At 68.4% G+C, this 24123-nt stretch carries 24 protein-coding genes and 1 pseudogene; 15 read left to right on the plus strand and 10 right to left on the minus strand.

Annotated elements, in window-relative coordinates:
- The 7 genes from LPN01_RS11815 to LPN01_RS11845 all read left to right on the plus strand — a co-directional run.
- A partial coding sequence (locus LPN01_RS11815) for a type II and III secretion system protein family protein (protein WP_262828623.1) occupies window positions 1-1478 on the plus strand: 1478 nt, incomplete at its 5' end.
- A gap of 38 nt (window positions 1479-1516) precedes the next feature.
- Complete coding sequence (locus tag LPN01_RS11820; RefSeq protein WP_316747826.1) at window positions 1517-2155, plus strand: CpaD family pilus assembly protein; 639 nt, start codon at window positions 1517-1519, stop codon at window positions 2153-2155.
- A gap of 1 nt (window position 2156) precedes the next feature.
- Window positions 2157-3446, plus strand: coding sequence for a CpaE family protein (locus LPN01_RS11825; RefSeq protein ID WP_262828625.1), 1290 nt, complete (start codon window positions 2157-2159; stop codon window positions 3444-3446).
- Between the two features lie 50 nt (window positions 3447-3496).
- The gene (locus tag LPN01_RS11830; RefSeq protein WP_262828626.1) at window positions 3497-4471 is read left to right on the plus strand and encodes a type II secretion system F family protein; all 975 of its coding nucleotides are present in this window, start codon (window positions 3497-3499) and stop codon (window positions 4469-4471) included.
- Between the two features lie 15 nt (window positions 4472-4486).
- Window positions 4487-5467 carry a type II secretion system F family protein gene (locus LPN01_RS11835; RefSeq protein WP_262828627.1) on the plus strand — a complete coding sequence of 327 codons (981 nt, stop codon included), beginning with the start codon at window positions 4487-4489 and terminating at the stop codon, window positions 5465-5467.
- A gap of 102 nt (window positions 5468-5569) precedes the next feature.
- Window positions 5570-5980 (plus strand): hypothetical protein, encoded by a 411-nt coding sequence (locus tag LPN01_RS11840; protein ID WP_262828628.1) that lies wholly within the window; start codon window positions 5570-5572, stop codon window positions 5978-5980.
- Window positions 5981-6080: 100 nt separating this feature from the next.
- Complete coding sequence (locus LPN01_RS11845) at window positions 6081-7730, plus strand: thiamine pyrophosphate-binding protein (RefSeq protein WP_262828629.1); 1650 nt, start codon at window positions 6081-6083, stop codon at window positions 7728-7730.
- Window positions 7731-7754: 24 nt separating this feature from the next.
- Here LPN01_RS11845 and LPN01_RS11850 read toward each other — a convergent pair whose 3' ends face one another.
- From LPN01_RS11850 to thiS, 3 genes are all read right to left on the minus strand, one after another.
- On the minus strand, window positions 7755-8039 hold the full coding sequence (locus LPN01_RS11850; protein ID WP_262828630.1) for a hypothetical protein: 285 nt from the start codon (window positions 8037-8039) through the stop codon (window positions 7755-7757).
- Window positions 8040-8134: 95 nt separating this feature from the next.
- Entirely contained in the window at window positions 8135-8317 is a 183-nt protein-coding gene (locus LPN01_RS11855; protein ID WP_262828631.1) for a CsbD family protein, read from the minus strand.
- 105 nt (window positions 8318-8422) lie between these two features.
- Window positions 8423-9430, minus strand: coding sequence for a sulfur carrier protein ThiS (gene thiS, locus LPN01_RS11860; protein ID WP_316747833.1), 1008 nt, complete (start codon window positions 9428-9430; stop codon window positions 8423-8425).
- 312 nt (window positions 9431-9742) lie between these two features.
- Here thiS and aroQ point away from each other — a divergent pair, with 312 nt between their 5' ends.
- From aroQ to glnA, 7 genes are all read left to right on the plus strand, one after another.
- The gene (gene aroQ, locus LPN01_RS11870) at window positions 9743-10177 is read left to right on the plus strand and encodes a type II 3-dehydroquinate dehydratase (protein ID WP_262828632.1); all 435 of its coding nucleotides are present in this window, start codon (window positions 9743-9745) and stop codon (window positions 10175-10177) included.
- Window positions 10178-10191: 14 nt separating this feature from the next.
- Window positions 10192-10677: an acetyl-CoA carboxylase biotin carboxyl carrier protein gene (gene accB, locus LPN01_RS11875; protein ID WP_262828633.1), complete on the plus strand. Its 486-nt coding sequence runs from the start codon at window positions 10192-10194 to the stop codon at window positions 10675-10677.
- 6 nt (window positions 10678-10683) lie between these two features.
- Window positions 10684-12051, plus strand: coding sequence for an acetyl-CoA carboxylase biotin carboxylase subunit (gene accC / locus LPN01_RS11880; protein WP_262828634.1), 1368 nt, complete (start codon window positions 10684-10686; stop codon window positions 12049-12051).
- On the plus strand, window positions 12027-12557 hold the full coding sequence (locus tag LPN01_RS11885; RefSeq protein WP_262828635.1) for a hypothetical protein: 531 nt from the start codon (window positions 12027-12029) through the stop codon (window positions 12555-12557). Before accC ends, LPN01_RS11885 begins: the two co-directional genes overlap by 25 nt.
- The gene (locus LPN01_RS11890) at window positions 12554-12889 is read left to right on the plus strand and encodes an arsenate reductase family protein (protein WP_262828636.1); all 336 of its coding nucleotides are present in this window, start codon (window positions 12554-12556) and stop codon (window positions 12887-12889) included. Before LPN01_RS11885 ends, LPN01_RS11890 begins: the two co-directional genes overlap by 4 nt.
- 166 nt (window positions 12890-13055) lie before the next feature.
- On the plus strand, window positions 13056-13394 hold the full coding sequence (locus LPN01_RS11895; RefSeq protein WP_262828637.1) for a P-II family nitrogen regulator: 339 nt from the start codon (window positions 13056-13058) through the stop codon (window positions 13392-13394).
- A gap of 55 nt (window positions 13395-13449) precedes the next feature.
- Window positions 13450-14862 carry a type I glutamate--ammonia ligase gene (gene glnA, locus LPN01_RS11900; protein ID WP_262828638.1) on the plus strand — a complete coding sequence of 471 codons (1413 nt, stop codon included), beginning with the start codon at window positions 13450-13452 and terminating at the stop codon, window positions 14860-14862.
- 153 nt (window positions 14863-15015) lie between these two features.
- Here the strand turns inward: glnA and LPN01_RS11905 are convergent, their stop codons facing one another.
- The 7 genes and pseudogenes from LPN01_RS11905 to rpiA all read right to left on the minus strand — a co-directional run bounded on the left by LPN01_RS11905 (window position 15016) and on the right by rpiA (window position 22713).
- Complete coding sequence (locus tag LPN01_RS11905) at window positions 15016-15789, minus strand: hypothetical protein (RefSeq protein WP_262828639.1); 774 nt, start codon at window positions 15787-15789, stop codon at window positions 15016-15018.
- Window positions 15790-15919: 130 nt separating this feature from the next.
- Window positions 15920-16666 carry an HAD-IIB family hydrolase gene (locus LPN01_RS11910; RefSeq protein ID WP_262828640.1) on the minus strand — a complete coding sequence of 249 codons (747 nt, stop codon included), beginning with the start codon at window positions 16664-16666 and terminating at the stop codon, window positions 15920-15922.
- Window positions 16663-17493 (minus strand): Cof-type HAD-IIB family hydrolase, encoded by an 831-nt coding sequence (locus LPN01_RS11915; RefSeq protein WP_262828641.1) that lies wholly within the window; start codon window positions 17491-17493, stop codon window positions 16663-16665. The genes LPN01_RS11910 and LPN01_RS11915 overlap by 4 nt, the downstream gene beginning before the upstream one ends.
- A pseudogene (gene gnd / locus LPN01_RS11920) lies at window positions 17490-18482 on the minus strand (phosphogluconate dehydrogenase (NAD(+)-dependent, decarboxylating)); the annotation flags it as partial. The gene LPN01_RS11915 and the pseudogene gnd, both read right to left, overlap by 4 nt.
- Before the next feature lie 262 nt (window positions 18483-18744).
- Window positions 18745-19869, minus strand: coding sequence for a transaldolase (gene tal, locus LPN01_RS11925; RefSeq protein ID WP_262828642.1), 1125 nt, complete (start codon window positions 19867-19869; stop codon window positions 18745-18747).
- Window positions 19862-21952, minus strand: coding sequence for a transketolase (gene tkt / locus LPN01_RS11930; protein ID WP_262828643.1), 2091 nt, complete (start codon window positions 21950-21952; stop codon window positions 19862-19864). Before tkt ends, tal begins: the two co-directional genes overlap by 8 nt.
- Window positions 21953-22023: 71 nt before the next feature.
- Window positions 22024-22713, minus strand: coding sequence for a ribose-5-phosphate isomerase RpiA (gene rpiA / locus LPN01_RS11935; RefSeq protein ID WP_262828644.1), 690 nt, complete (start codon window positions 22711-22713; stop codon window positions 22024-22026).
- A 168-nt stretch (window positions 22714-22881) separates the two neighbouring features.
- Between rpiA and LPN01_RS11940 the strand changes: the two genes are divergently transcribed.
- Complete coding sequence (locus LPN01_RS11940) at window positions 22882-24120, plus strand: efflux RND transporter periplasmic adaptor subunit (protein WP_262828645.1); 1239 nt, start codon at window positions 22882-22884, stop codon at window positions 24118-24120.
- The last annotated feature ends 3 nt before the right edge of the window (window positions 24121-24123 follow it).

Consider the following 24123-nt stretch of genomic DNA (forward strand, 5'->3'; position numbering starts at 1 on the left):
CCGGTTCGTCGGTCGTGCAGGTCAATACCGGCCGCGGTCGCCTCGTCACGCTGTCGCGGCCGATGAGCGACGTGTTCGTCGCGGACGAGAACGTCGCCGACGTCCAGGTCCGTTCGCCGACCCAGCTCTACATCTTCGGCAAGAAGACGGGCGAGACGACGATCTCCGCCACCACCAAGGGTGGCGCGGTCGTCTATGCGACCACCGTCCGCGTCGGCAACAACCTCGATTCGATCGCCGCGATGCTCCAGCTCGCGATGCCCGATGCGCAGCTGACCGCGACGCCGATGAACGGCCTCGTGCTGCTGACCGGCACCGTCGCGGGTCCGGGCGACGCCGCGGAAGCGGAACGGCTGGTCCAGGCCTATGTCGGCGATGCGACCAAGGTCCTGTCGCGCGTCCGCACCGCGACCCCGCTCCAGGTCAACCTCCAGGTCCGCATCGCGGAAGTCAGCCGCGGCTTCGCCAAGAACATCGGCGTCAACCTCCAGTCGTTCGACAATTCGGGCGGGTTCAAGTTCGGCATCGGCCAGGGTCGCGCGGCGACGCTGTACACGCCGGGCGGCGGCCTGTTCGTCGGTGGCAACCAGGCACCGACCGGCAACAACAGCGGCCTTGCCACCGCCGGTGCGACCACGCTCGGCCTCGCCGGCAAGTTGCTCGGCCTCAACCTCTTGAGCGCGATCGATCTCGGCGAGACGACCGGACAGGTGACGACGCTCGCCAATCCCAACCTCACCGCGCTGTCGGGCGAGACCGCGACCTTCCTGGCCGGCGGCGAGATCCCGATCCCGATCGCACAGGGCCTCGGCGCGGTGTCGGTCGACTACAAGCAATATGGCGTCAGCCTCGCCTATACGCCGACCGTGCTGTCCGACGGCCGCATCTCGCTGCGCGTCCGGCCGGAGGTGTCGCAGCTCGACTATTCGAACGCGGTGACGCTGAACGGCACGCGCGTGCCCGGCATCACCAGCCGGCGTGCGGAAACGACGCTGGAACTGGGCTCGGGCCAGAGCATGATGATCGGCGGGCTGCTCCAGAACAGCCACAACAACAACATCCAGAAGACGCCCTTCCTCGGCGACCTGCCGATCCTCGGCGCGCTGTTCCGCTCGAACGGCTTCCAGCGCAACGAGACCGAGCTGGTCATCATCATCACCCCCTATCTGGTGAAGCCGGTGAACAGCCCGTCGCAGATCGCGCTGCCGTCCGACGGCTATCGCGCGCCGGGCGACGCGGCGCGCATCCTGCTCGGCGAGCTCGGCAACGGTGGCGGGGGCCCGCGCCCGGTCCCGGTCGCCGCGCCCGGCGGTCCCGGTCCCGATCCCGCGATCGGCGCCGCCGCACCGGTGCCGGTGACCGGCCGTGCGGCGGCCCTGCCCGTCCAGCCGCGCCGCGAAGGCCCGGTCGTTGCCGCCGATACCCGTGCGACGCCCAGAAAGACCGGCGCGGCGCCCGCCCCCGGCTTCTCCAACTGATGCTGCCCGCGCCGCCTGCGCAAAAGGACATGGCTCCGATGACCAAGCGTTCGAACCTCCTCGCCCGTCTCGCACCCCTCGCGCTGCCGGCCCTGTTGCTCGGCGGGTGCATGGGCACCGAGAACCACGGCATCGAATCCGTCCACCAGCCGGTGGTGTCGCGCAGCGACTATGCGCTCGACCTCGCCACCGCGGGCGGGCGGCTCGCCGCGGGCGAGCGTCGCCGGCTGGCGGGCTGGATGAACACGATGCACCTCGGCTTCGGCGACCGCGTCGCGATCGACGACCCGGGCTATGGCGCCGCGCCCGCGCACGACGAAGTGGCGGGCCTCGTCGCCAGCTATGGCCTGTTGCTGTCGGAGGAACGGCCGGTGACCAACGCCCCGGTGACCCCCGGCACGCTGCGGATCGTCGTCAGCCGGATGCGCGCGAGCGTCCCCGGCTGCCCCGACTGGAGCCGCGACGGCAGCCACGAAGTCGATGCCAACACCTCGTCCAACTACGGGTGCGCGACCAACACCAACCTCGCCGCGATGATCGCGCGGCCGAGCGATCTGATCCGCGGCACCGATCCCGACACGATCGCCGACACCGCGGTCAACACCAAGGCGATCGAGGCGTATCGCAAGAAGCCCGCGACGGGTGCGGGCGCGCTGGCATCCGCGGGAGGCAAGTGAGATGAACGCACCCTGGAAGCCCGCCGGCGTCGGCCACCGCGAGCCCTTCGCCGCCTATGTCTGCGACGACACCACGGTCGAGACCCTGCGCCCCATCGCCGCCGAGCTCGGCTGGTCGGTCGACAAGGTCAACAAGGGCGGACTGCGCAACGCGGTCCAGTCGCTGTCGGTATCCGCCAGTCCGCAGATCCTGTTCGTCGACCTCGCCGAATCGGGCGATCCGCTGAACGACATCAACGCGCTCGCCGAAGTCTGCGAACCCGGCACGGTGGTGATCGCCGCCGGTCAGGTCAACGACGTGCGCCTCTATCGCGACCTCGTCGCGAGCGGCATCCAGGATTACCTGCTCAAACCGCTGCATCCCGATGCGTTGCGCGAGGCGTTCGGCCATGCGCAGGCGATGCTCAACGCGCCCAAGGTGGCGGAGGCGGTGGTCGACCGGCCGCATTGCGCGATCGCGGTGATCGGCACGCGCGGCGGCGTCGGTGCATCGACGATCGCGACCTCGCTCGCCTGGCTGCTCAGCGAGAAGGAGAAGCGATCGACCGCGCTCCTCGACCTCGACGTGCATTTCGGCACCGGCGCGCTCACGCTCGACCTCGAACCGGGCCGGGGCCTCACCGATGCGATCGAGAACCCCAGCCGCATCGACGGCCTGTTCATCGAACGTGCGATGGTGAAGGCGACCGAAAAGCTCGCCGTGCTGTCCGCCGAGGCGCCGATCAACACGCCGCTGATGAGCGACGGCGGCGCCTTCTACCAGTTGCAGGAAGAGATGCGCGCCGCATTCGAGGCGACCGTGGTCGACCTGCCGCGCGGCATGCTGGTCCAGCATCCGCACCTCATCAGCGAGATCCAGGCCGCGGTGGTGGTCACCGAATTGACGCTCGCCGCCGCGCGTGACACGATCCGCATCCTGTCCTGGCTGAAGAGCAACGCACCGCAGACGCAGGTCACCGTGGTGGCGAACCGCATGCACGCCAGCGGCCAGCTGGAGATCAACCGCAAGGATTTCGAAGGATCGATCGAGCGCAAGATCGATTACGTCATCCCCTTCGACCAGAAGCTCGCGGCCCAGGCGGCGAAGCTCGGCAAACCGCTGGCGGAGGCGGGCAAGAATTCGAAGACGGTCGCACCGATCCTCGATCTCGCGCGCCAGGTGCTCAGCATCGGCGAGGATCTGGTCGTCGGCAAGGACGGCACCGGCAAGGGCGGCAAGGCGGGCAAGCCCAAGGGCAAGTCGCTGATCGGCGGCTTCCAGGCGCTGCTGCCCAGGCGCGCCGCCAAGTAACCACCGCCGCCCGACGGCGGCCAAGCGAACCGGAGGCGAAAAGCGCCGCGATGGATCTGTTCCCCCTCCTGATGATCGGCCTCGGCGGGCTCGTCGTGCTCGGCCTCGTCCTGTTCGCGTTCGCCGGCCCCTCGCCGCAGCGCGCCCAGACCCGCCGGATCGCGGCGCTCCGCGAACGGCACGGCGACGGCGCGACCGTCGTCGATGCGCAGATGCGCCGCATCGCCGCGGGGCGCGTCCAGACGAAGACCGACGTCGCCTTCGGCCGGTTGCTGCCCAACCCGGCACAGCTCGCCAAGCGGCTGGCGATGACCGGCAAGGACTGGACCGTCGGCCAGTACGGCATGGTCAGCGCGGGCCTGATCGTCGTCGTCGGCGGGCTGCTGCTCATGAAGGGCGCACCCGTCCTGCTCGCGCTGCTGGCGGGCGTCGCGGTCGGCGCCGGGCTGCCGCACAAGCTGGTCGGCTATTTCATCAAGCGCCGCGTCACCAGGTTCACGACGAAATTCCCCGACGCGATCGAACTGCTCGTCCGCGGCCTGCGCTCCGGCCTGCCCGTCACCGAAACGGTGGGCATCATCGGCGCCGAGGTCGAGGGGCCGGTCGGCGAGGAATTCCGCATGATCTCCGACAAGATGAAGATCGGCAAGTCGATGGACGCGGCGTTGCAGGACACCGCCGACCGGCTCGGCACGCCGGAGTTCCAGTTCTTCGTCATCACCATCGCGATCCAGCGCGAAACCGGCGGCAACCTTGCCGAAACGCTCGCCAACCTCGCCACGGTGCTGCGCCAGCGCGCGCAGATGAAGCTGAAGATCAAGGCGATGTCGTCCGAATCGAAGGCGTCGGCCTATATCGTCGGATCGCTGCCGTTCATCGTCTTCTCGATGATCTGGGTCATCAACCAGGGCTATATGGCGAACTTCTTCGTCGATCCGCGCCTCATCATCACTGGCATCGGCGGGCTCGTCTGGATGGGCATCGGCGTCTTCATCATGGCCAAGATGGTCAGCTTCGAAATCTGATCGGGTAGATACGACATGCAGTCTTCCGGACCGACGTTGATGGGCATCGACGTATTGTGGGTCGCGACGATCCTGTCGGGCGTCGCCGCCTTCGCCGTGATGGTCGCCATCTATGCCGTGACCACGGTCGGCGATCCCATGAGCAAGCGCGTGAAGGCGCTGAACGACCGCCGCGAGCAGCTGAAGGCGGGCATCACCGCCTCGACCAAGCGCCGCGCCAAGCTGGTGCAGCGCAACGACACCACCGACCGCATGCGCAGCCTGCTGTCGTCGCTCAAGGTGTTGCAGGACAGCCAGGTCAAGGACGCGCAGGTCAAGCTGATGCAGGCCGGCATCCGGTCCAAGGAATGGGCGGTCGGCGTGATCTTCGGGCGTCTCGCGCTGCCGATCGTGTTCGGCGGCCTGATGGTGCTGATCGTCTACGGCCTCGACTATTTCCCGGCCTGGTCGGCGCTGAAGCGCTACGGCCTCGTCGCGGTCACGTTCATCCTTGCGTACAAGGCGCCGGACATCTTCCTCAAGAACAAGATCACCAAGCGCAGCCATGCGATCCGCAAGGGTCTGCCCGATGCGCTCGACCTGCTGGTGATCTGCGCCGAGGCGGGGCTGACCGTCGACGCCGCCTTCCACCGCGTCGCCAAGGAACTGGGGCGCGCCTATCCGGAACTGGGCGACGAGTTCACCCTGACCGCGATCGAGCTGGGCTTTCTCACCGAACGGCGCCAGGCGTTCGAGAACCTCGCCACCCGCGTCGATCTCGATGCGGTGAAGGGCGTCGTCACGACGATGATCCAGACCGAGAAATACGGCACCCCCCTCGCCTCCGCGCTGCGCGTGCTGTCGGGTGAATTCCGTAACGAACGGATGATGCGCGCCGAGGAAAAGGCCGCGCGGCTTCCGGCGATCATGACCATCCCGCTGATCCTGTTCATCCTGCCGACGCTGTTCATCGTCATCCTCGGCCCGGCGGCCTGTTCGATCAGCGACGCGTTCTGAACCGATCCTCGCGGATCGCGGCGTCGGGCCGCGATCCGCGGGCATGATGTGAACCAACGCCCACCGCCATCGTTATGCCCCCGTAACAGGAGGGCTCCTACGATGCTGTTCACGACGACCACGCAATTCGCCGCACTGGCGCTGTGCCTGATCGCAGGCTGGTTCTTCGGCCTCGCCAGCAGCAGCGGCGGCCGCAAGTGGAAGACGCGCTACGCCGCGGAGCGCGAGGCGCATGCCGGCTATCGCAAGCAGGGCGACACCGCGCTCGCCGACGCAAACCGCCGCATCGCCGACCTCGAACGCGACAACGCGCGGCTGGCGAAAGCCGCCGAGGTGGTGCCGGTCGCGGCAGCCCCGGTCGCCGCTGCCCCGGTCGCCACCGCCCCCGTCGCCGCCGCGCCGACGCTGACCGAGCGGTTCACCGGCCGCCCGGCCGCCCGTGCGGCGCGACCGGCTTATCCAGCCGACAGCCGGCCCGGCTGGTTCGACTTCGGCAACCGCCCCCGCGTCTGACCCGCACTGCCGCCTCCCGATCGGGGGCGGCGGGGCGGACGGACGATTAATCGCCCGTCGGTTGCTCGACTTGCGTCGCCCGAGCCGTCACATTGGCGCGATGGAGAGACCCACACGTACCGGCGGCCGCATCCTGGTCGACCAGCTGCTCGCCCAGGGTTGCGAGCGCATCTTCACCGTTCCGGGGGAAAGCTTCCTCGCGGTGCTCGACGCGCTGCACGACACGCCCGCGATCCGGACCGTCGTCTGTCGCCAGGAAGGCGGCGCGGCGTTCATGGCCTGTGCCGAGGGCACGCTGACGCACCGCCCCGGCATCGCCTTCGTCACCCGCGGGCCGGGCGCGACCAACGCGTCGATCGGCGTGCACGTCGCACGGCAGGATTCGCAGCCGATGATCCTGTTCATCGGCGACGTCGATCGCGGCACGCGCGACCGCGAGGCGTTTCAGGAGGTCGATTTCCAGGCGATGTTCGCGCCGCTTGCCAAATGGGCGGCGCGGATCGACGATGCCGCGCGCATCCCCGAATATGTCGCGCGCGCCTATGCCGTCGCGATGAACGGCCGCCCCGGCCCCGTGGTCCTCGCCCTGCCCGAGGACATGCTGCTCGACGCGGTGGTCGCCGTCGATCGCCCGCTGGTCGAGCGCATGGCGCAGGCGTGCGACGATGCGGCGATGGACCGGCTGGCGGACATGCTCGCGACCGCCGAACGGCCGCTGGCGATCGTCGGCGGCGCCGGCTGGAACGGCCTCGCGGCGGACGATTTCGCCGCCTGGGCCGACCGTACCGGCGTACCCGTGGCCGCCGCCTTCCGGCGCCAGGACGCGATCCCCAACGCCTGCCCCAGCTATGCGGGCAACCTCGGCTACGGCCCCAACCCGAAACTCGTCGACCGGGTGAAGGCCGCCGACCTGCTGATCGTCGCGGGGCCACGCCTCGGCGAGGCGACGACCGACGGCTATGCGCTCGTCACCCCCGACCATCCCGGCCAGCGGCTGGTCCACGTCCACCCCGATCCCGACGAGCTCGGCCGGACCTATCGCACCGACCTCGCCATCTGCGCCGGCATGGCCGATTTCGCCGAGGCGCTCGCCGCGATCGACGGCCCTCCGCATGCGGGTGGTGCGGATGCGCATGCGGACTGGCGCGCCTGGTCGACGCCGATCGCGCGCGTCGGGGTCGCCATGGACCTCGGCCCGTGCGTCGCGGCGATGCGCGAGACGCTGCCCGCCGACACGATCATCTGCAATGGCGCAGGCAATTACAGCGGCTGGTGGCACCGCTATTGGCCCTATGCCGCCCCCGGCACGCAGCTCGCGCCGACCGCGGGCGCGATGGGCTATGGCCTGCCCGCGGCGATCGCCGCGGCGCTGCGCCATCCCGACCGCCAGGTGGTGGCACTCGCCGGCGACGGCTGTTTCCTGATGAACGGACAGGAGCTCGCGACCGCGGTCCAGCACGACGCGTCGCTGCTCGTGCTGGTGATCGACAATGGCGGTTACGGCACGATCCGCATGCACCAGGAGCGCGAATTCCCCGGCCGCGTGACAGGAACGGCGCTCGCCAACCCCGACTTCGCCGCGCTCGCCCGCGCCTTCGGATGCTGGGCGGAAACGGTCGAGCGGACCGAGGACTTCGCCCCCGCGCTCGCCCGTGCGCAGGACCGGCGCGGCGTCCGGCTGCTGCACCTCCGGACGGACATCGAGGTCATTACGGCCGGCACGACATTGACGGCGATCGCGGCGCGCTGACGCCGCGATCGCCGTCATCGCCCGTCAGCGAAGCTTTTCGCTGCCGTTGACCAGCGCGGCCTTCTGGTCGTCGGTCATCGCGGCGGCATTGACGTCGGCGTCGTCGATCGCGTCGGCCTGCTGGTCGCCGCTCTTGCGCACCTGCGTGGCCTGCGCCTCGAGATTGTCGGCGGTCGCTTCCATCGCATCGGCGCGGTTGTCCGCCGCGGCCTCGACCTGGCTGCCCAGCTTGTCGTCGCCCTTGCCGCCGCAGGCGGTCAATGCCAGCGCCATCGCGCCCAGTGCCACGGCACCCATCGTCTTGTTCATGTCGTCTTCCCCTGTTTCCCGGCGGCACGCGCCGCCATACGGAAAGGGCCGCCCCGCTTCCCCGGGACGGCCCTTCCTGTCACTAAAGCCTTGGCTCAGATATCGTCGCCGAGCGCGCCCTTGACGCTGCCCTTGACCTTCTCGCCCTTGCCCTCGACCTGCTGGGCCTGGCCCTCGGCGGTCAGGTCGGCGTTGTCGGTGTGCTTGCCGATCGCTTCCTTGGCATTGCCGATGGCCTCGTTGACCGTGCCTTTGATCTTGTCGGTGAGTTCGCCCATGAGGACCTCCTGCCATGACTGCGGACCGCCAGCCGGTCCGCTTGATCTGTCGGGGGAATAAACGGGTCTAACTCGGACCGGTTCCGTGACAAATCCGTCAGACGGTCAGATCAGCCCCGCCAGCGGGCTCGACGGATCGGCGTAGCGCCGCTGGCCCATGCGCCCGGCGCGATAGGCGAGCCGCCCCGCCTCGACCGCGGATTTCATCGCGGCGGCCATCATCACCGGGTCCTTCGCCTCGGCGATCGCAGTGTTCATCAGCACGCCGTCGCAGCCCAGCTCCATCGCGACCGCGGCATCGGACGCGGTGCCGACGCCGGCATCGACCAGCACCGGCACGCCGGCGCCCTCGACGATCAGCCGGATGGTGATGCGGTTCTGGATGCCGAGGCCCGAGCCGATCGGCGCGCCCAGCGGCATGATCGCCACCGCGCCGGCATTCTCCAGCCGCTTCGCCGCGATCGGATCGTCGACGCAATAGACCATCGGCTTGAAGCCTTCGTTCGCCAGCACCTCGGTCGCGCGCAGCGTCTCGTGCATGTCGGGGTACAGCGTCTTCGCCTCGCCCAGCACCTCCAGCTTGACGAGGTCCCAGCCGCCCGCCTCGCGCGCCAGCCGCAGCGTCCGGATCGCGCTTTCGGCATCGAAACAGCCGGCGGTGTTGGGAAGGTAGGTGACCGTCTTCGGATCGATATAGTCCATCAGCAGCGGCTGGCTGCGATCGGAGATATTGACCCGCCGAACCGCGACGGTGACGATCTCCGCCCCCGATGCCTCCAGCGCGGCGGCGTTCTGCGCGAAGTCCTTGTACTTGCCGGTGCCGACGATCAGGCGCGAGCGAAAGGTGCGCCCCGCCACCGTCCAGCTATCGTCGGCAATCGGTTTCGGGTGATCGCCGCCGCCGACGAAGGTGACGATCTCCAGGTCGTCGCCATCCTCGACGCGGACGTCGGCGAGGGTCGAGCGGGGCACGATCTCCAGATTGCGCTCCACCGCCACCTTTTCGGGGATCAGCCCCAGCTCGGACGCGAGATCGGCGAGGCTGAGGCCGGCCGCGACCCGCTTGTGCTCTCCGTTCACGGTGATCGATACGGTTCCGTCGCTGTGCGGCATGCGGCTGTCACTCCTTGATGGCTTCCATCTAGGCACCCTGTCCCGAGTGTCCACCTTTGGCGGATCGGAATCACGCGAGGCCGCCAAGCAGAGGACTGGTTCACGCGGAGGCGCGGAGGCGCGGAGGATGTCCCGCCCGCGGCAGCGGGCCTTCAATTCCTACGCGGGCAAGGAGAGCGCTGCGCGCGGCTCCTTTTCTTCTTCTCCGCGCCTCCGCGCCTCCGCGCCTCCGCGCGAACCATTCTTCTCTTCAGTCTTCGCGTGCCAGCACCCCGCTTTGCGCGCCCCGCAAAACAACGATAAGCCGGCGGCATGACCGACACGATCTACGTCCTCAACGGCCCCAACCTCAACCTGCTCGGCACTCGCGAGCCGGAGATCTACGGCAGCGATACGCTCGACGACATCGCCGGGCAGCTCGAGGACCGGGCGCGCGAACTCGACCTCGAAATCGACATGCGCCAGTCCAATCACGAAGGGCACCTCGTCGACTGGCTGCACGAGGCGCAGGCGCGCGGCGCGAAGGCGGTGATCCTCAACGCGGGCGCCTTCACCCATACGTCGGTGGCCGTGCACGACGCGATCAAGGGCATCCGCACGCCCGTGATCGAGGTCCACCTGTCCAACCCGCACGCCCGCGAGGAATTCCGCCACATCAGCTACGTAAGCCGCGCCGCCAGGGGCACGATCGCCGGTTTCGGCGCGCTGTCCTACACCCTTGCGCTTGAAGCGGCGGCGCGCTTCTGACAGGAGGCGTCCCCATGACTGAACAGACTTCTTCTGGTGCCATGCAGGTCGACGTGAACCTCGTGCGCCAGCTCGCCGAACTGCTCGACGCCACCCATCTGACCGAGATCGAGGTGGAGGAAGGCGACCGCAAGATCCGCGTCGCGCGCAAGGCGGCACAGGCCGCGCCGGTGCAATATGCCCCGCCCCAGCCGATGGCCATGCCCCCCGTCGCAGCGGTCGCACCGGTCGCCGCGGAAGCGGGCGCGATGGCACCCGCCAGCACGGCCAACGCGGTCAAGTCGCCGATGGTCGGCACCTGCTACCTGTCGGCGGAGCCGGGCGCCAAGCCCTTCGTCGCGGTCGGCCAGACCGTCGCGGCGGGCGACACGCTGCTGATCGTCGAGGCGATGAAGGTGATGAACCCGATCACCGCGCCGTCGGCCGGCGTCGTCCGCCAGATCCTGATCGAGAACGGCCAGCCGGTCGAATTCGACCAGCCGCTCGTGGTGGTCGAGTAAGCGCCCGTGTCCTCGACCCCCAAGCGACAGATCAAGAAGCTGCTGATCGCCAACCGTGGCGAGATCGCGCTGCGCATCCATCGCGCGTGCCACGAAATGGGCATCAAGACCGTCGCGGTGCATTCCACCGCCGATGCCGACGCCATGCACGTCCGCCTTGCCGACGAGGCGATCTGCATCGGGCCGCCGGCGGCGACCGAGAGCTATCTCAACATTCCCAACATCATCTCGGCGGCGGAGATCAGCGGCGCCGACGCGATCCATCCGGGCTATGGCTTCCTCAGCGAGAACGCCCGCTTCGCCGAGATCGTCGAGCTGCACAACCTGCTTTTCGTCGGGCCCAAGCCCGAACACATCCGCACGATGGGCGACAAGATCGAGGCAAAGCGCACCGCCGGCGCGCTCGGCCTGCCGCTGGTTCCCGGTTCCGACGGCGCGATCAGCGACATCGCCGAAGCGAAGGCGATCGCCGCCAGGGCCGGCTATCCCGTCATCATCAAGGCGGCGTCGGGCGGCGGCGGCCGTGGCATGAAGGTGTGCACGTCCGAGGACGAGCTCGAAACGCTGATGCAACAGGCCGGCAGCGAGGCCAAGGCCGCGTTCGGCGACGCCACGGTCTACCTCGAAAAGTATCTCGGCAATCCGCGCCATATCGAGATCCAGGTGTTCGGCGACGGTGAAGGCAACGCGATCCATCTGGGCGAACGCGACTGTTCGCTGCAACGCCGCCACCAGAAGGTGCTGGAGGAAGCCCCCTCCCCCGTCCTGGGGCAGGAGGATCGCGAGCGGATCGGCGGCATCTGCGCCCGGGCGATGGCCGACATGGGCTATCGCGGCGCGGGCACGATCGAATTCCTGTGGGAAGACGGCGAATTCTACTTCATCGAGATGAACACCCGGCTGCAGGTGGAGCATCCGGTGACCGAGATGATTACCGGCCTCGACCTCGTCCGCGAACAGATCCGCATCGCCGAAGGCCATCCGCTGACGCTGCGCCAGGAAGACGTGCAGTTTCGCGGCCATGCGATCGAATGCCGCATCAATGCGGAGGATCCGCGCACCTTCGCTCCCTCCCCCGGCCTCGTGAAGCAATATCACGCGCCCGGCGGCATGCACGTGCGCGTCGATAGCGGCCTGTACGCGGGCTATCGGGTGCCGCCCTATTACGATTCGATGATCGCCAAGCTGATCGTCTACGGCACCACCCGCGCGGGTGCGCTGCGCCGGCTGCGGCGCGCGCTGGAGGAATTCGTGATCGAGGGGCCGACGACGACGATCCCGCTCCACCAGGCGCTGCTCGACGATCCGGAGTTCCAGGAGGGCCAGTACACGATCAAGTGGCTGGAAGAATGGCTGGCGCGACAGGCCGGCTGATCGCGGCGGGCCTGGTCGCGACGCTGTCCGTCGCGGCGGGGCCCGCCGCCGTTCCCGATCCCGTCCGCGCGCTGGCGGGACGCTATTCGCACCATTTCGCCAACAGCGACGTCGACGGCGGCGCGTATTGGAGCGACGACGTGGTCGAGATCGTGCCGGTCGATCGGTCCCACGCCTATTTCCGCATCGAACTCGCCTTCTTCAACGGCCACAGCTGCGGTCTGAGCGGCATCGCGCGGGCGCGGGGGGCGCGCCTCGACTATCGCGTGCCGCCGGGCGCCGAACCCGCCGGCTGCCACATGACGCTGTCGCGCCGGCGCGGCTGGCTGAACCTCGACGATCACGGCGGGTCGTGCCAGGCGAGTTGCGGCGCGCGGGGCGGCTACGCGGCCGAGGGGTTGCCGTGGGGCAGCCGCCGACCGATCCGCTATCTGGCGCGGCTGCGCGCCTCCACCCCCTATCGCAGCGCCCTCGATGCGTGGCGGAAAGGACAGACGACGCCGTGAACGCGACCATCTACCACAACCCGCGGTGCGGCACCTCGCGCGCCGTACTCGCGCTGCTCACCGAAGCGGGTGCCGACGTCACCATCGTCGAATATCTGAAGACCCCGCCGACCGTCGCCGACCTGTCGCGCCTCTACGCCCGTGCGGGCCTGCGCCCGCGCGACGGGCTGCGCATGAGCGAACCCGCGGCCGTGGCGCTGGCCGACAAGGACGACGCGGCGATCCTGGAGGCGATGGCGACCGATCCGATCGTGATCCAGCGTCCGCTGGTCGAAACCGAACGGGGCGTCGTCCTCGCCCGCCCGCCCGAGCGCGTGCTGACCCTCCTCTGATCCCCGGTCCGCCCGCCATGCCCGAACAACGGGCAGTGCACCCGCCGCTGCCCGTTCCGCAGGCAGCAGATCGCGCCGAATCCGCATTGCCCGGAGGGGCGCGGGCTGGCACGTTTGGTGCAACACCCGCGCTCGGGGCGAGGGTTCAGTCGAGGGGCGCATTCCGGTGAAGAAGGTCGAAGCCATCATCAAGCCGTTCAAGCTGGATGAGGTGAAGGAAGCGCTGCACGAGATCGGCGTCAGCGGCATCACCGTGACCGAGGCCAAGGGCTTCGGCAGGCAGAAGGGCCACACCGAATTGTATCGCGGCGCCGAATATGTCGTCGATTTCCTGCCCAAGGTGAAGCTGGAGGTCGTCGTCGAGGACGCGCTCGCCGAACGCGTGGTGGAGGCGATCGCCGCCGCCGCGCAGACGGGGCGCATCGGCGACGGCAAGATCTTCGTCATCCCCGTCGAGGCCGCGCTGCGCATCCGCACCGGCGAGCGCGACGAGGCCGCGATCTGATTTCCCCCCGCCATCCGATTTCCCGACGCATCGTCAACACGAAAGAGAAGAGCACATGGCTGCCACTGCCAACGACATCCTGAGCAAGATCAAGGAAGAGGAGATCGAGTGGGTCGATCTGCGCTTCACCGACCCCAAGGGCAAATGGCAGCACCTCACCATGGTCGCCGGCCTGATCGGCGAGGACGAGCTGACCGACGGCCTGATGTTCGACGGATCGTCGATCGAGGGCTGGAAGGCGATCAACGAATCCGACATGGTGCTGAAGCCCGATCTGGACGCGGTCTACACCGATCCGTTCTCGGCGACGCCGATGCTGATCGTGTTCTGCGACGTGGTCGAGCCGTCGACCGGCGAACTCTACGCGCGCGATCCGCGCTCGACCGCCAAGCGCGCCGAGGCGTATCTGAAGACCACGGGGATCGGCGACACCGTCTACGTCGGGCCGGAAGCCGAATTCTTCATGTTCGACAACGTGCAGTTCGACACGAACTACGCCGAATCCTATTTCAAGATCGACGATATCGAGCTGCCGACCAACACCGGCCGCGCCTATGAAGGCGGCAACCTGGGCCATCGTCCGCGCGCCAAGGGCGGCTATTTCCCCGTCGCCCCGGTCGACAGCGCCGTCGACATCCGCGCCGAGATGGTGTCGACGATGATCGAGATGGGCCTGCCCTGCGACAAGCACCACCACGAGGTCGCCGCCGCGCAGCACGAGCTGGGGATGACCTTCGGCACGCTGACCACCACCGCCGACCGCATGCAGATCTACAAATACGTCGTGCACCAGGTCGCGCATGCCTATGGCAAGTCGGCGACGTTCATGCCCAAGCCGATCAAGGAAGACAACGGATCGGGCATGCACACCCATTTCTCGATCTGGAACGGCAAGACCCCGCTGTTCGCGGGGGAGGGCTATGCCGGCCTGTCGGAAATGTGCCTGTATTTCATCGGCGGCGTCATCAAGCACGCCAAGGCGGTCAACGCCTTCACCAACCCGACGACGAACAGCTACAAGCGGCTGGTGCCGGGCTATGAGGCGCCGGTGCTGCTCGCCTATTCGGCGCGCAACCGCTCGGCATCCTGCCGTATCCCCTATGGCACCGGCCCCAAGGCGAAGCGCGTCGAGATCCGCTTCCCCGATGCGATGGCCAACCCCTATCTCGCCTATGCGGCGCTGATGATGGCCGGCATGGACGGCATCCAGAACAAGATCCATCCCGGCGAGGCGATGGACAAGAACCTGTACGACCTGCCGCCGGCGGAACTGGCGGAAGTGCCGACCGTCTGCGCGTCGCTGCGCGAGGCGCTCGATTGCCTGACCGCGGATCACGATTTCCTGCTGAAGGGCGACGTGTTCACCAAGGACCAGATCGAAGCCTATGTCGAGGTGAAGTGGGCCGAGGTCGCGCGTTGGGAAATGACGCCGAGCCCGGTGGAATACGATATGTATTACAGCGCGTAAGGCTGTCGGCCGGCAGCCGGTGCGACATCGTCGCGCCGGGCTGTCGGCCAGCGATCGCGCGTAGACCGTCGAACGCGACGCGCCATGCGCCAGAGGCACGCGATACAGGCATGGGCGCTCGGTAAACCGGGCGCCCATTTCCATATCGACGTCCTATGCCCGCAAACCGCCGGCGGCGGCGCGGACGAGCGCCGCCTGGGGAAGGCGATCGAGCCCGAACCGGCTCCACCAGAGATGACGCACCATCTGCCGACAGACCGCTGACCAGAAGGCCCCCTCCCCACCGATCGTCATGCCGCGCGTGTCGCGCGGCCATGCTCGATGCAAGGCGGCGCGTGCGGCGGCGGCGTGGCCCGAAAGGATGAGCGCGGCGAGAGCCCGGACGGTGCCGGGCGTTCCATTGCTTGCCTGCGGCGGGAACAGGCGTGCAGGACGGCCAGCGTCGGCGGCCCAGCCGGCCAGCTCGCGCCGCATCGCCAGCATATCCACCTTCGCCGGTCGCCGGACCATTGCGGTGAGGTCGGCGGCGAAATCGCCCTCCCGCCAGACCACCGGCATCCGGACGATCGATACGGCGGCATGCGGCGCACCGTTGAAATATTCGATGTCGAAGGACAGATCGAGCGCCAATCGCCCTGCGACCGGATGCACGACGGCACCGTCGATCCGCTCTCCCCTCAACCGGGCGACCGAGATTTCAGGGTCGGTGGTCAACGCGAACAGGTCGCCCTCCCCGCCCGACCCGCCGTCGTCGCCCAGCACCACCACCGCAGGCTGCCCCGGCCGCGCCGCCGGGATGGGCATGATCGACACCGCCCGATATCCCCCGCCGAGCCGGACGACGCGACCGGCGCGGCGAACCTCGACCGCGCGGCAACTGGCGTCATGGTCGCCCCCCGGAGGACATCGGGTGACGACCACCGACACATCACCGCGATGCCAAACAGGGCCAAGCGGCTCCGCTGCCCCGGCACCGGTCGCCGCGGCGGCAGTCAGCAGGCCGCGGAGCAGGTGGCGGTATCGCAAGGCTTCCGCCCCTAACCCAGGTGTCAGTCCGTCACTTCTGACAGGCGACGATCGCGGTGACGACCGAGATCGTTTCCTCCGGATCGCGCACGCGGACCGTGTCGAGACCCAGTTCCTTCGCGGGATAATCGTTGCCGCCGGGGAAGATCGCGTCGCCGATGAACATCATCTTGTCGAGCGCGATGCCGCTCTCGTCGCGCAGCTTCTTGAGGCCATAGGCCTTGTCGACGCCCTCGCGCGTGATGTCGATCGACGTCGCGCCGCCCATGTTGATCGACAGGCCCGGCAGGCGCTGCTTGAGGTCGGCCTGGATCACCTTGCGCTTTTCGAACTTGGGGTCCCAATGCTCCTTTTCGGCGATCGGCGCTTCCTGGCCGAGCGCGGAGAAGGTGATCTGGCTGCCGCGATCCTCGATCCGCTCGCCCCAGGTCCGCTCCGGGGTGAAGCCGGTCGCTTCGAGCGATTCGTCGAACGCCTTCAGGATACGCGCCTTGGTGTCGTCGTCGAACAGCTCGGCATAGACCGGGCTCCAAGCGCCGTCGCGATGGGTATACAGCTTGGTGCCGGTGGTCGGCATCAGCCACAGCCGCGACAGGTCGGCCCGCTCCGGCAGGCGGCTGGCGACCTGCTTCTGGAACTGCGGCCAGTCGCCCCCGGAGATCACCGCGACGTGCGCGACGCCGAGCAGGTCGGCGAGCGCCTCGCCCATCGGCGCCTGCAAGGGCTGCTTGCTCTCGGCCAGCGTTCCGTCGAGGTCGAAGGCAACCAGGTCTTTCATGCGGAAACTCCAATACGGGGCAAGATGATCGTGTCGATCGCGTGCGCGACGCCGTCGGCGTCGTTGCCGGTGGTTACCCGATGCGCGATCTGTTTCACCGGATCGGGCGCGTTGCCCATCGCGATGGCGAGGCCGGCGCGTTCGAGCATCGGCACGTCGTTAAACTGGTCGCCGAGCACCGCCACCGCGTCCAGCGGCTGGTCGAACGTCGCCGCCAGCGCGATCAGGCCGTCGCCCTTGTTGGCGGCGAGCGCTGTGACGTCGAGGTAGTAAACTTGGCTCTGCGCGATGGTGGCATCCGTACCATGCCCCGCCTTGCACCGCTCGGCGAGGTCGGCGAGCATCGCATGATCGTCGCTGACGAAGGTCACCTTGTCGGCGTGATCGATCAGGTCGGAAAAGTCGGTGGTGACGATCGGATCCTGGTTCGACGCCAGCCGCTCGTGCGCGACATGCTCGCCGGCGTCGGTCGAGGCGTACCACAGATTGTCGGCGAACACCCATGTGTCGACCGCGCTGTCCGCGGCGATCGCCATCACGCCGGCGGTGACGCCAGCGTCGATGACGTGGTGTTCCGTGACGCTGCCGTCGCGGCGGAACAGGATGCCGCCGTTGAACGCCGCCATCGGCGCGTCGATCGCCAGCGCCTCCGCGATCGGCATGATCCCCGACATCGGCCGCGCGCTGATGACGGTGAAGCCGACGCCGGCGTCCTCCAGCCGCCGGACCGCGTCGACGGTGGCCTGCGTCAGCACCTTCTGCTTGTCGACCAGCGTGCCGTCGATGTCGGACACGACCAGCCGGATGGCCTGTTCGTCAGCGCTCACTGCGGCATCTCGACGTGCCCGCCGAAGCCGAAGCGCATCGCCGACAGCACCTTGTCGCCATAGGTGTGCTCGATCCGGCTGCGATAGCGCGCGAACAGCGAGGCGGTGAGGACGTTCGCCGGCACCTTTTCCTCCATCGCCGCGTCGATCGTCCACTGGCCCTCGCCCGAATCGGCGACGCTGCCCGAAAAGCCTTCCAGCTTTTCGTCCTTGGCGAGCGCGAGCGCGGTGAGATCGAGCAGCCACGACGAAATGACGCTGCCACGCCGCCAGACCTCGGCGATGTCGGTCATGTTGAGGTCGAAGCGCTCGTCCTCGGGCAGCTTGTCGCTGTTCTTCGACTTCAGGATGTCGAACCCCTCGGCATAGGCCTGCATCAGGCCGTATTCGATGCCGTTGTGGACCATCTTGACGAAATGACCGGCACCGGCGGGGCCGGCGTGGATATAGCCCTTCTCCGCGCGCTCGTCGACCTCGCCGGCGATCCGCCCCTGCGTGCGCGGGATCGTGCCGAGGCCGGGGGCGAGCGCGTCGAACACGGGGTCGAGCAGCGTCACCGTCTCCGCATCGCCGCCGATCATCATGCAATAGCCGCGCTCCAGCCCCCAGACGCCGCCCGACGTGCCGACGTCGACATAATGGACGCCCTTGTCCGCCAGCGCCTTCGCGCGGCGGATGTCGTCCTTGTAGAAGCTGTTGCCGCCGTCGATGACGATGTCGCCGTCGCGCGCGCCCTCGCCGATCGCGGCGATCGTATCCTCTGTCGGGCCGCCGGCGGGCAGCATCACCCACCAGATCGCCGGCTGGTCGAGCTTGCCGCGCACGTCGTCGAGCGAAATAGCGGGGATCGCACCGTCCTTCGCCAGCGCCTGCACCGCATCGGCGCTGCGATCGTAGGCGACGATCTCGTGCCCCGCCTTCATCAGCCGCCGTGCGATATTGCCGCCCATGCGGCCGAGGCCGATCAGTCCGATCTTCATGTCTGCTGTCCTGCTTCTGCGGTGATGGGGGCTAAACGGGGCGAAGGCGGTTGGGTTGCGGGTGGCGGCGCCACGGGCCGCGGAAGGTCACGAAAGTGGGTCAAAGGGAGGGTGAAACCGTCGCCCCTCCGTCACCCGGACGTGTCCGGGGCTACCGGATCGCGGGGGTCACGAGCCAGTCTCCGGCCGCCCTTCCCGCCCCGAAGCGGACCCCCGGAAAGGGTCCGGGGCGCAGACCGTTGCCCCACCCGGTCATGGGCGGGGCACCGGATCACGCCGTCGCCGGCTGCTTGGCCGCGATCGATCCCAGCAGGTCGTCGAACGCCTTCGCGAAGGACGCGACGCCCTGTTCGACCAGCGTATCGGTCACGCCGCCGAGGTCGAGGCCCAGCCGCTCCGCCTCCGCCAGCACGCGGCGGGCGTCGTCGACGTCCGCGGTCAGCGTGTCGGCCACCGTCCCGCGCTCGCGGAAGGCGTCCATCGTGGCGGGCGGCATCGTGTTGACGGTGTCGCGGCCGATCAGCGTGTCGACGTAGAGCGTGTCCGCATAGGCCTTGTCCTTCACCCCGGTCGACGCCCAGAGCAGGCGCTGCGGCTGCGCACCCTTGGCGGCGAGCGCCTGCCACCGATCCGACCTCTCGAAATCGAGGAACCACTGGTACGCCATCTTGGCGTTGGCGATGGCGACCTTGCCGCGCAGGGACCTGAGCGTCTCCGCCTCGGGATCGTTGTCGGCGACGCGGCGGTCGATCTCCTTGTCGATCATCGCATCGATGCGGCTGACGAAGAAGCTGGCGACGCTGGCGATCCGGTCGATCGGCTGCCCCTGCCGGACGCGTTCCTCGAGCCCCGTGGCATAGGCTTCGGCGACGCGGACATAGGCGTCGAGCGCGAACAGAAGCGTGACGTTGACGTTGATCCCCTTGGCGATCGTCGCGCTGATCGCCGGTGCGCCGGCCGGCGTGCCGGGGATCTTTATCATCAGGTTCGGGCGGTCGACGGCATGCCACAGCTTCTCCGCCTCGGCGATCGTCGCGTCGGTGTCGTCGGCGATATAGGGCGACACTTCGAGGCTGACATAGCCATCGCGTGCATCGAGCCGGTCATAGACCGGGCGAAGCGTTTCCGCCGCCGCCTTGATGTCCTGGATCGCCAGATGCTCGTAGCGGTCGATCGTCGCCGCGCCGGGATGCTCGCGGTCATAGTCGGCGAGGCTGGCGTCATAGGCGTCGCCATGGCCCATCGCCTTTTCGAAGATCGACGGGTTGGAGGTGACGCCGGTCAGGCCGTCCTCCTCCACCAGCGTCTTGAGACCGCCGGCCTCCAGAAACTTGCGATCGACGAAGTCGAGCCACACCGCGGTCCCCGCGGCGGACAGGTCGGCCAGCTTACCCATTGTTCTTCTCCAGCATCTCGCGCGCCACCTTGACGACATTGTCGACGGTGAAGCCGTATTTGTCCTGCAGCTTGGATATGGGGGCGGAGGCACCGAACGTCGACATGGTGACCGTCCGCCCCTTCAGCCCGACGTAGCGGTGCCATCCCATCTCGCCCGCCTGCTCGACGGCCAGGCGCGACGGGACCGCCGAAGGCAGCACGCTTTCCTTGTACTCTTCCGATTGCAGTTCGTAGCGATACCAGCTCGGCATCGACACGACGCGGCTCTTCACCCCGTCGGCGCGCAGCGCCTCGTGCGCCTTGACGACGAGCGCCAGTTCACTGCCCGTGCCGATCAGGATCACGTCGGGCGTTCCGTCGCAGTCGGCAAGGACGTAGCCGCCCTTCAGCGTGCCCTCGGCGGGGGCATAGGTGCCGCGGTCGAGCGTCGGCAGCGCCTGGCGCGAGAAGATAAGCGCGGTCGGCCGGCTGGCGTCCTCCAGCGCGGCGCGCCAGGCATAGGCGACCTCGTTCGCGTCGCCGGGGCGGATCGTGTCGAGGCCCGGGATGGCGCGGAGCGTCGCGAGGTGCTCGATCGGCTGGTGGGTCGGGCCATCCTCGCCGACGCCGATCGAATCATGGGTGAAGACCCAGACGCTGGCCAGCTCCATGATCGCCGACAGGCGGATGGGCGCGCGCATATAGTCGGCGAACACCAGGAAGGTGGAGCCGTAGCTGCGCAGGTGCGACAGCGTCATGCCGTTGACGACGCCGCCCATGCCGTGTTCGCGGACGCCGAAGTGGAAGTTCTGGCCGCCGTAATTGTCCGCCTCGAACGACGGCGCGCCCTTGATGTCGGTCTTGGTCGACGGCGCGAGATCGGCGGATCCGCCGATCAGCCATGGGACGCGCTTCGCCAGCGCGTTCAACACCTTGCCGCCGGAGTCGCGGCTGGCGAGACCCTTTTCGTCGGCCGGGAATTCCGGGATGTCGGCGTCCCAGCCCTGCGGCAGTTCGTCCTTCAGCATCAAATCCAGTTCGGCGGCGAGCTCGGCATGCGCGCCGCGATAACCCTCGAACAGCGCCTCCCATTCCTGGCGCAGCGTCGTGCCGCGATCGGCGATGGCATCGTGGAAATGCGCGGCGACGCCGTCGGGGACGAAGAAGTCCTTGTCCTCCGGCCAGCCATAGGCCCGCTTCGTGGCGCGAACATTGTCTTCGCCCAGCGGCTCGCCATGCGCCTTCTCGCTGCCGGCCTTGGGGCTGCCCCAGCCGATCACCGAATGGACGACGATGAAGGTCGGCCGGTCGTCGGTCGCCTTGAACGTCTCGATCGCCTTCGCGAAGGCCTTGGTATCGTTGGCATCGTCGAGGTGGATGACGTTCCAGCCATAGGCCTGGAAGCGCAGCCCGACATCCTCGTCGAAGGCGAGGTCGGTGCCGCCCTCGATCGAGATGTGGTTGCTGTCGTAGATCCAGCAGAGGTTGGACAGCTTGAGGTGCCCGGCGAGGCTCGCCGCCTCGGCTGACACACCCTCCATCATGTCGCCGTCTCCGCACAGCGTGTAGATGTCATGGTCGAACAGCGTGAAGCCGGGCCGGTTGTAGCGCGCCGCAAGCCAGCGCTCGGCGATCGCCATGCCGACCGAATTCGAACAGCCCGCGCCGAGCGGCCCGGTCGTCGTCTCGACCCCCGTGGTGTGACGGTATTCGGGGTGGCCGGGCGTGCGCGAGGCGAGCTGGCGAAAGCCCTTCAGGTCGTCGAGCGTCAGCGCCGCGCGGCCGGTCTTGTTGCCCGCGGCGTCGATCTCCTCGATCCCGGCGAGGTGGATCAACGAATAGAGCAGCATCGACGCATGGCCGACGGACAGCACGAAACGATCGCGGTTCGGCCAGTCGGGCTTCGACGGATCGTAGCGCAGGAACTGCGACCACAGGGTATAGCCGACCGGCGCCAGCGCCATCGGCGTGCCGGGATGGCCCGAATTCGCCTTTTGCACGGCATCCATCGACAGCGTGCGGATCGTGTCGATCGTCAGGCGCTCCAGCGAACCGTCTTCGTGGATCCCGTTCGGCTGGGTCTGGATCTGGGTATCGGTCATGGAATGGCTGCCCTCGCTCTAATCCTGCGTCGAACGCCTGCACGCCCGATCCGTTGCGGATGGACGCGCCTTTAGCGGGAGGCGCCGGCCCGTTCCAGCCGCGAAACGACTCCGCCGGCGGCGATATAGGCGGCGTCGACCTCGTCGAGGAACAGCCCGTGGCCGAGCATGCCGGGGATGCCGTCGAGCCATGCCGCCGTCGCGCGCGGATCGGTCAGGTCGAGCCGGCAGTCGGCGATCAAATTGCCGTTGTCGGTGACGTAGGGCGACCCGTCCGCCATCCGCAGCACCGCGCCCGCGCCGAGCGTCGACAGCAGCGATGCGCGCGCGAACGGCAGGATCTCCACCGGCACCGGCACCGCGCCGATCGCTGCGACGCGCTTGGCGGCGTCGGCGATCACCACCATCCGGTCGGATGCCGCGGCGACCAGTTTCTCGCGCAGCATCGCGCCGCCCTTCCCCTTCACCGCGTACAGCCGTCCGTCGATCTCGTCCGCCCCGTCGATGGTCAGGTCGACGCGTGGCACGTCGGCGAAATCGAGCATCGCGATCCCCAGCCCGCGCGCCTGCGCCTCGCTCGCCCGTGACGTGGCGACCGCACGTACCGACAGCCCCGTCGCGACGCGCCCGCCGAGCGCGCGGATGGCATGCGCCGCGGTCGAGCCCGTGCCCAGTCCGACGAGCATGCCGTCGGCGATTTCGGCGACTGCCGCGCGGGCCGCCAGCGCCTTGTCCTCCTCGCCCCTCGCGTCCGCGTTCATGGCCTCGTCCTTTCCGCACTGCGACAAATTGCGACATTAATAACGCCGTCGTCGGGTTGCATTTCCGGTCGCAACGCAGCCATTGGGCCGACAGAGCAACCAAACCCCGGTATCGTGCATTGTCGCGCGGTCCGGCTGCGCGAGCCGAGATACGATCGGGTGACATACTTGACCACAGCATCGATTCGCGGACGCCGGTTCTTCGCCGGCGCCGCTGCCGCCGCCCTCGCCCTGACGCTCGTCGCCTGTGGCGGCGGCAGCGAGGGGCAACAGAAGGGCGCGGGCAAGGGCGGCGCCAACAAGGGCCCCGCGACCGTCGGCTATGTCGTCGTCCAGCCGACCAGCGCCGCGATGGTCACCGAACTCGCCGCGCGTACCAGCGCGTTCGAAAGTTCCGACGTCCGTCCGCAGGTCAACGGGATCATCCGCCGCCGCTTCTTTACCGAGGGATCGCTGGTCCGGCGCGGGCAGCCGCTCTACGAAATCGACCCGCGCCTCTATCGCGCCGCCGTCAACGAGGCGCAGGCCAACCTGCAAAGCGCGCGCGCCAATCAGGAGGCGCAGCGGATCCAGGCCGCGCGCTACAAGCCGCTCGCCGCGATCGAGGCGGTGTCGAAGCAGGAATATACCAACGCCATCGCCACCGCGCGCCAGGCGACCGCTTCGGTGGCGCAGACCGGCGCCGCGCTGGAGACGGCACGGATCAACCTCAAGTTCACCACCGTTCCTGCGCCGATCTCCGGGCGGATCGGGCGATCCCTGTTCACCGTCGGCGCGCTGGTGTCGGCGAGCCAGACCGACCCGCTGGCGCAGATCCAGCGGCTCGACCCGATGTTCGTCGACATCCAGCAATCCGCCGCCGACATGCTGGCGCTGCGCCGCAGCCTTGCGCAGAACGGCATCGTGCCGACGCGCGCGCAGGTGCGGCTGAAGCTGGAGGACGGCAGCGACTATGGCCTGACCGGATCGGTCGAATTCGCCGAAGCGCTGGTCAACACGGAAACCGGCACGGTGACGCTGCGCGGGCGCATCCCCAACCCGCAGGGGCTGCTGCTGCCCGGGATGTTCGTGCGCGCGAGCTTCGCGCAGGCGATCAACGAACGCGCGTTCCTGGTGCCGCAGGAGGCGCTGAGCCGCGATGCCAAGGGCGCGGCGACGGTGATGCTGGTCGGACCGGGCGACAAGGTGGTGCAGCGCACCGTCACCGCCGCGCGCACGCAGGGCCGCTACTGGGTGGTCACCAGCGGGCTCAATGCCGGCGACCGGATCATCACGCAGGGTCTGAACAACCTGCGCCCGGGCGCCGCGATCAAGCCGGTCGCGGCGAACAGCCCGCAGGTCGTCGCGCCACCCAAACAGGGGGCGGACGGGAAACAACAGGGCGCCGGCCAGAGCAAGGGCGGCTGACCC

Source organism: Sphingomonas sp. A2-49 (assembly GCF_025548555.1).
Taxonomy (GTDB): Bacteria; Pseudomonadota; Alphaproteobacteria; order Sphingomonadales; family Sphingomonadaceae; genus Sphingomonas.

What these genes read in the sequence shown, in the direction of transcription:
- LPN01_RS11820 (WP_316747826.1), top strand. Translation starts at nt 1,517, where the DNA reads ATGACCAAGCGTTCGAACCTCCTCGCCCGTCTCGCACCCCTCGCGCTG.
- LPN01_RS11825 (WP_262828625.1), top strand. Translation starts at nt 2,157, where the DNA reads ATGAACGCACCCTGGAAGCCCGCCGGCGTCGGCCACCGCGAGCCCTTC.
- LPN01_RS11830 (WP_262828626.1), top strand. Translation starts at nt 3,497, where the DNA reads ATGGATCTGTTCCCCCTCCTGATGATCGGCCTCGGCGGGCTCGTCGTG.
- LPN01_RS11835 (WP_262828627.1), top strand. Translation starts at nt 4,487, where the DNA reads ATGCAGTCTTCCGGACCGACGTTGATGGGCATCGACGTATTGTGGGTC.
- LPN01_RS11840 (WP_262828628.1), top strand. Translation starts at nt 5,570, where the DNA reads ATGCTGTTCACGACGACCACGCAATTCGCCGCACTGGCGCTGTGCCTG.
- LPN01_RS11845 (WP_262828629.1), top strand. Translation starts at nt 6,081, where the DNA reads ATGGAGAGACCCACACGTACCGGCGGCCGCATCCTGGTCGACCAGCTG.
- LPN01_RS11850 (WP_262828630.1), bottom strand. Translation starts at nt 8,039, where the DNA reads ATGAACAAGACGATGGGTGCCGTGGCACTGGGCGCGATGGCGCTGGCA.
- LPN01_RS11855 (WP_262828631.1), bottom strand. Translation starts at nt 8,317, where the DNA reads ATGGGCGAACTCACCGACAAGATCAAAGGCACGGTCAACGAGGCCATC.
- thiS (WP_316747833.1), bottom strand. Translation starts at nt 9,430, where the DNA reads ATGCCGCACAGCGACGGAACCGTATCGATCACCGTGAACGGAGAGCAC.
- aroQ (WP_262828632.1), top strand. Translation starts at nt 9,743, where the DNA reads ATGACCGACACGATCTACGTCCTCAACGGCCCCAACCTCAACCTGCTC.
- accB (WP_262828633.1), top strand. Translation starts at nt 10,192, where the DNA reads ATGACTGAACAGACTTCTTCTGGTGCCATGCAGGTCGACGTGAACCTC.
- LPN01_RS11885 (WP_262828635.1), top strand. Translation starts at nt 12,027, where the DNA reads ATGGCTGGCGCGACAGGCCGGCTGATCGCGGCGGGCCTGGTCGCGACG.
- glnA (WP_262828638.1), top strand. Translation starts at nt 13,450, where the DNA reads ATGGCTGCCACTGCCAACGACATCCTGAGCAAGATCAAGGAAGAGGAG.
- LPN01_RS11910 (WP_262828640.1), bottom strand. Translation starts at nt 16,666, where the DNA reads ATGAAAGACCTGGTTGCCTTCGACCTCGACGGAACGCTGGCCGAGAGC.
- tal (WP_262828642.1), bottom strand. Translation starts at nt 19,869, where the DNA reads ATGGGTAAGCTGGCCGACCTGTCCGCCGCGGGGACCGCGGTGTGGCTC.
- tkt (WP_262828643.1), bottom strand. Translation starts at nt 21,952, where the DNA reads ATGACCGATACCCAGATCCAGACCCAGCCGAACGGGATCCACGAAGAC.
- rpiA (WP_262828644.1), bottom strand. Translation starts at nt 22,713, where the DNA reads ATGAACGCGGACGCGAGGGGCGAGGAGGACAAGGCGCTGGCGGCCCGC.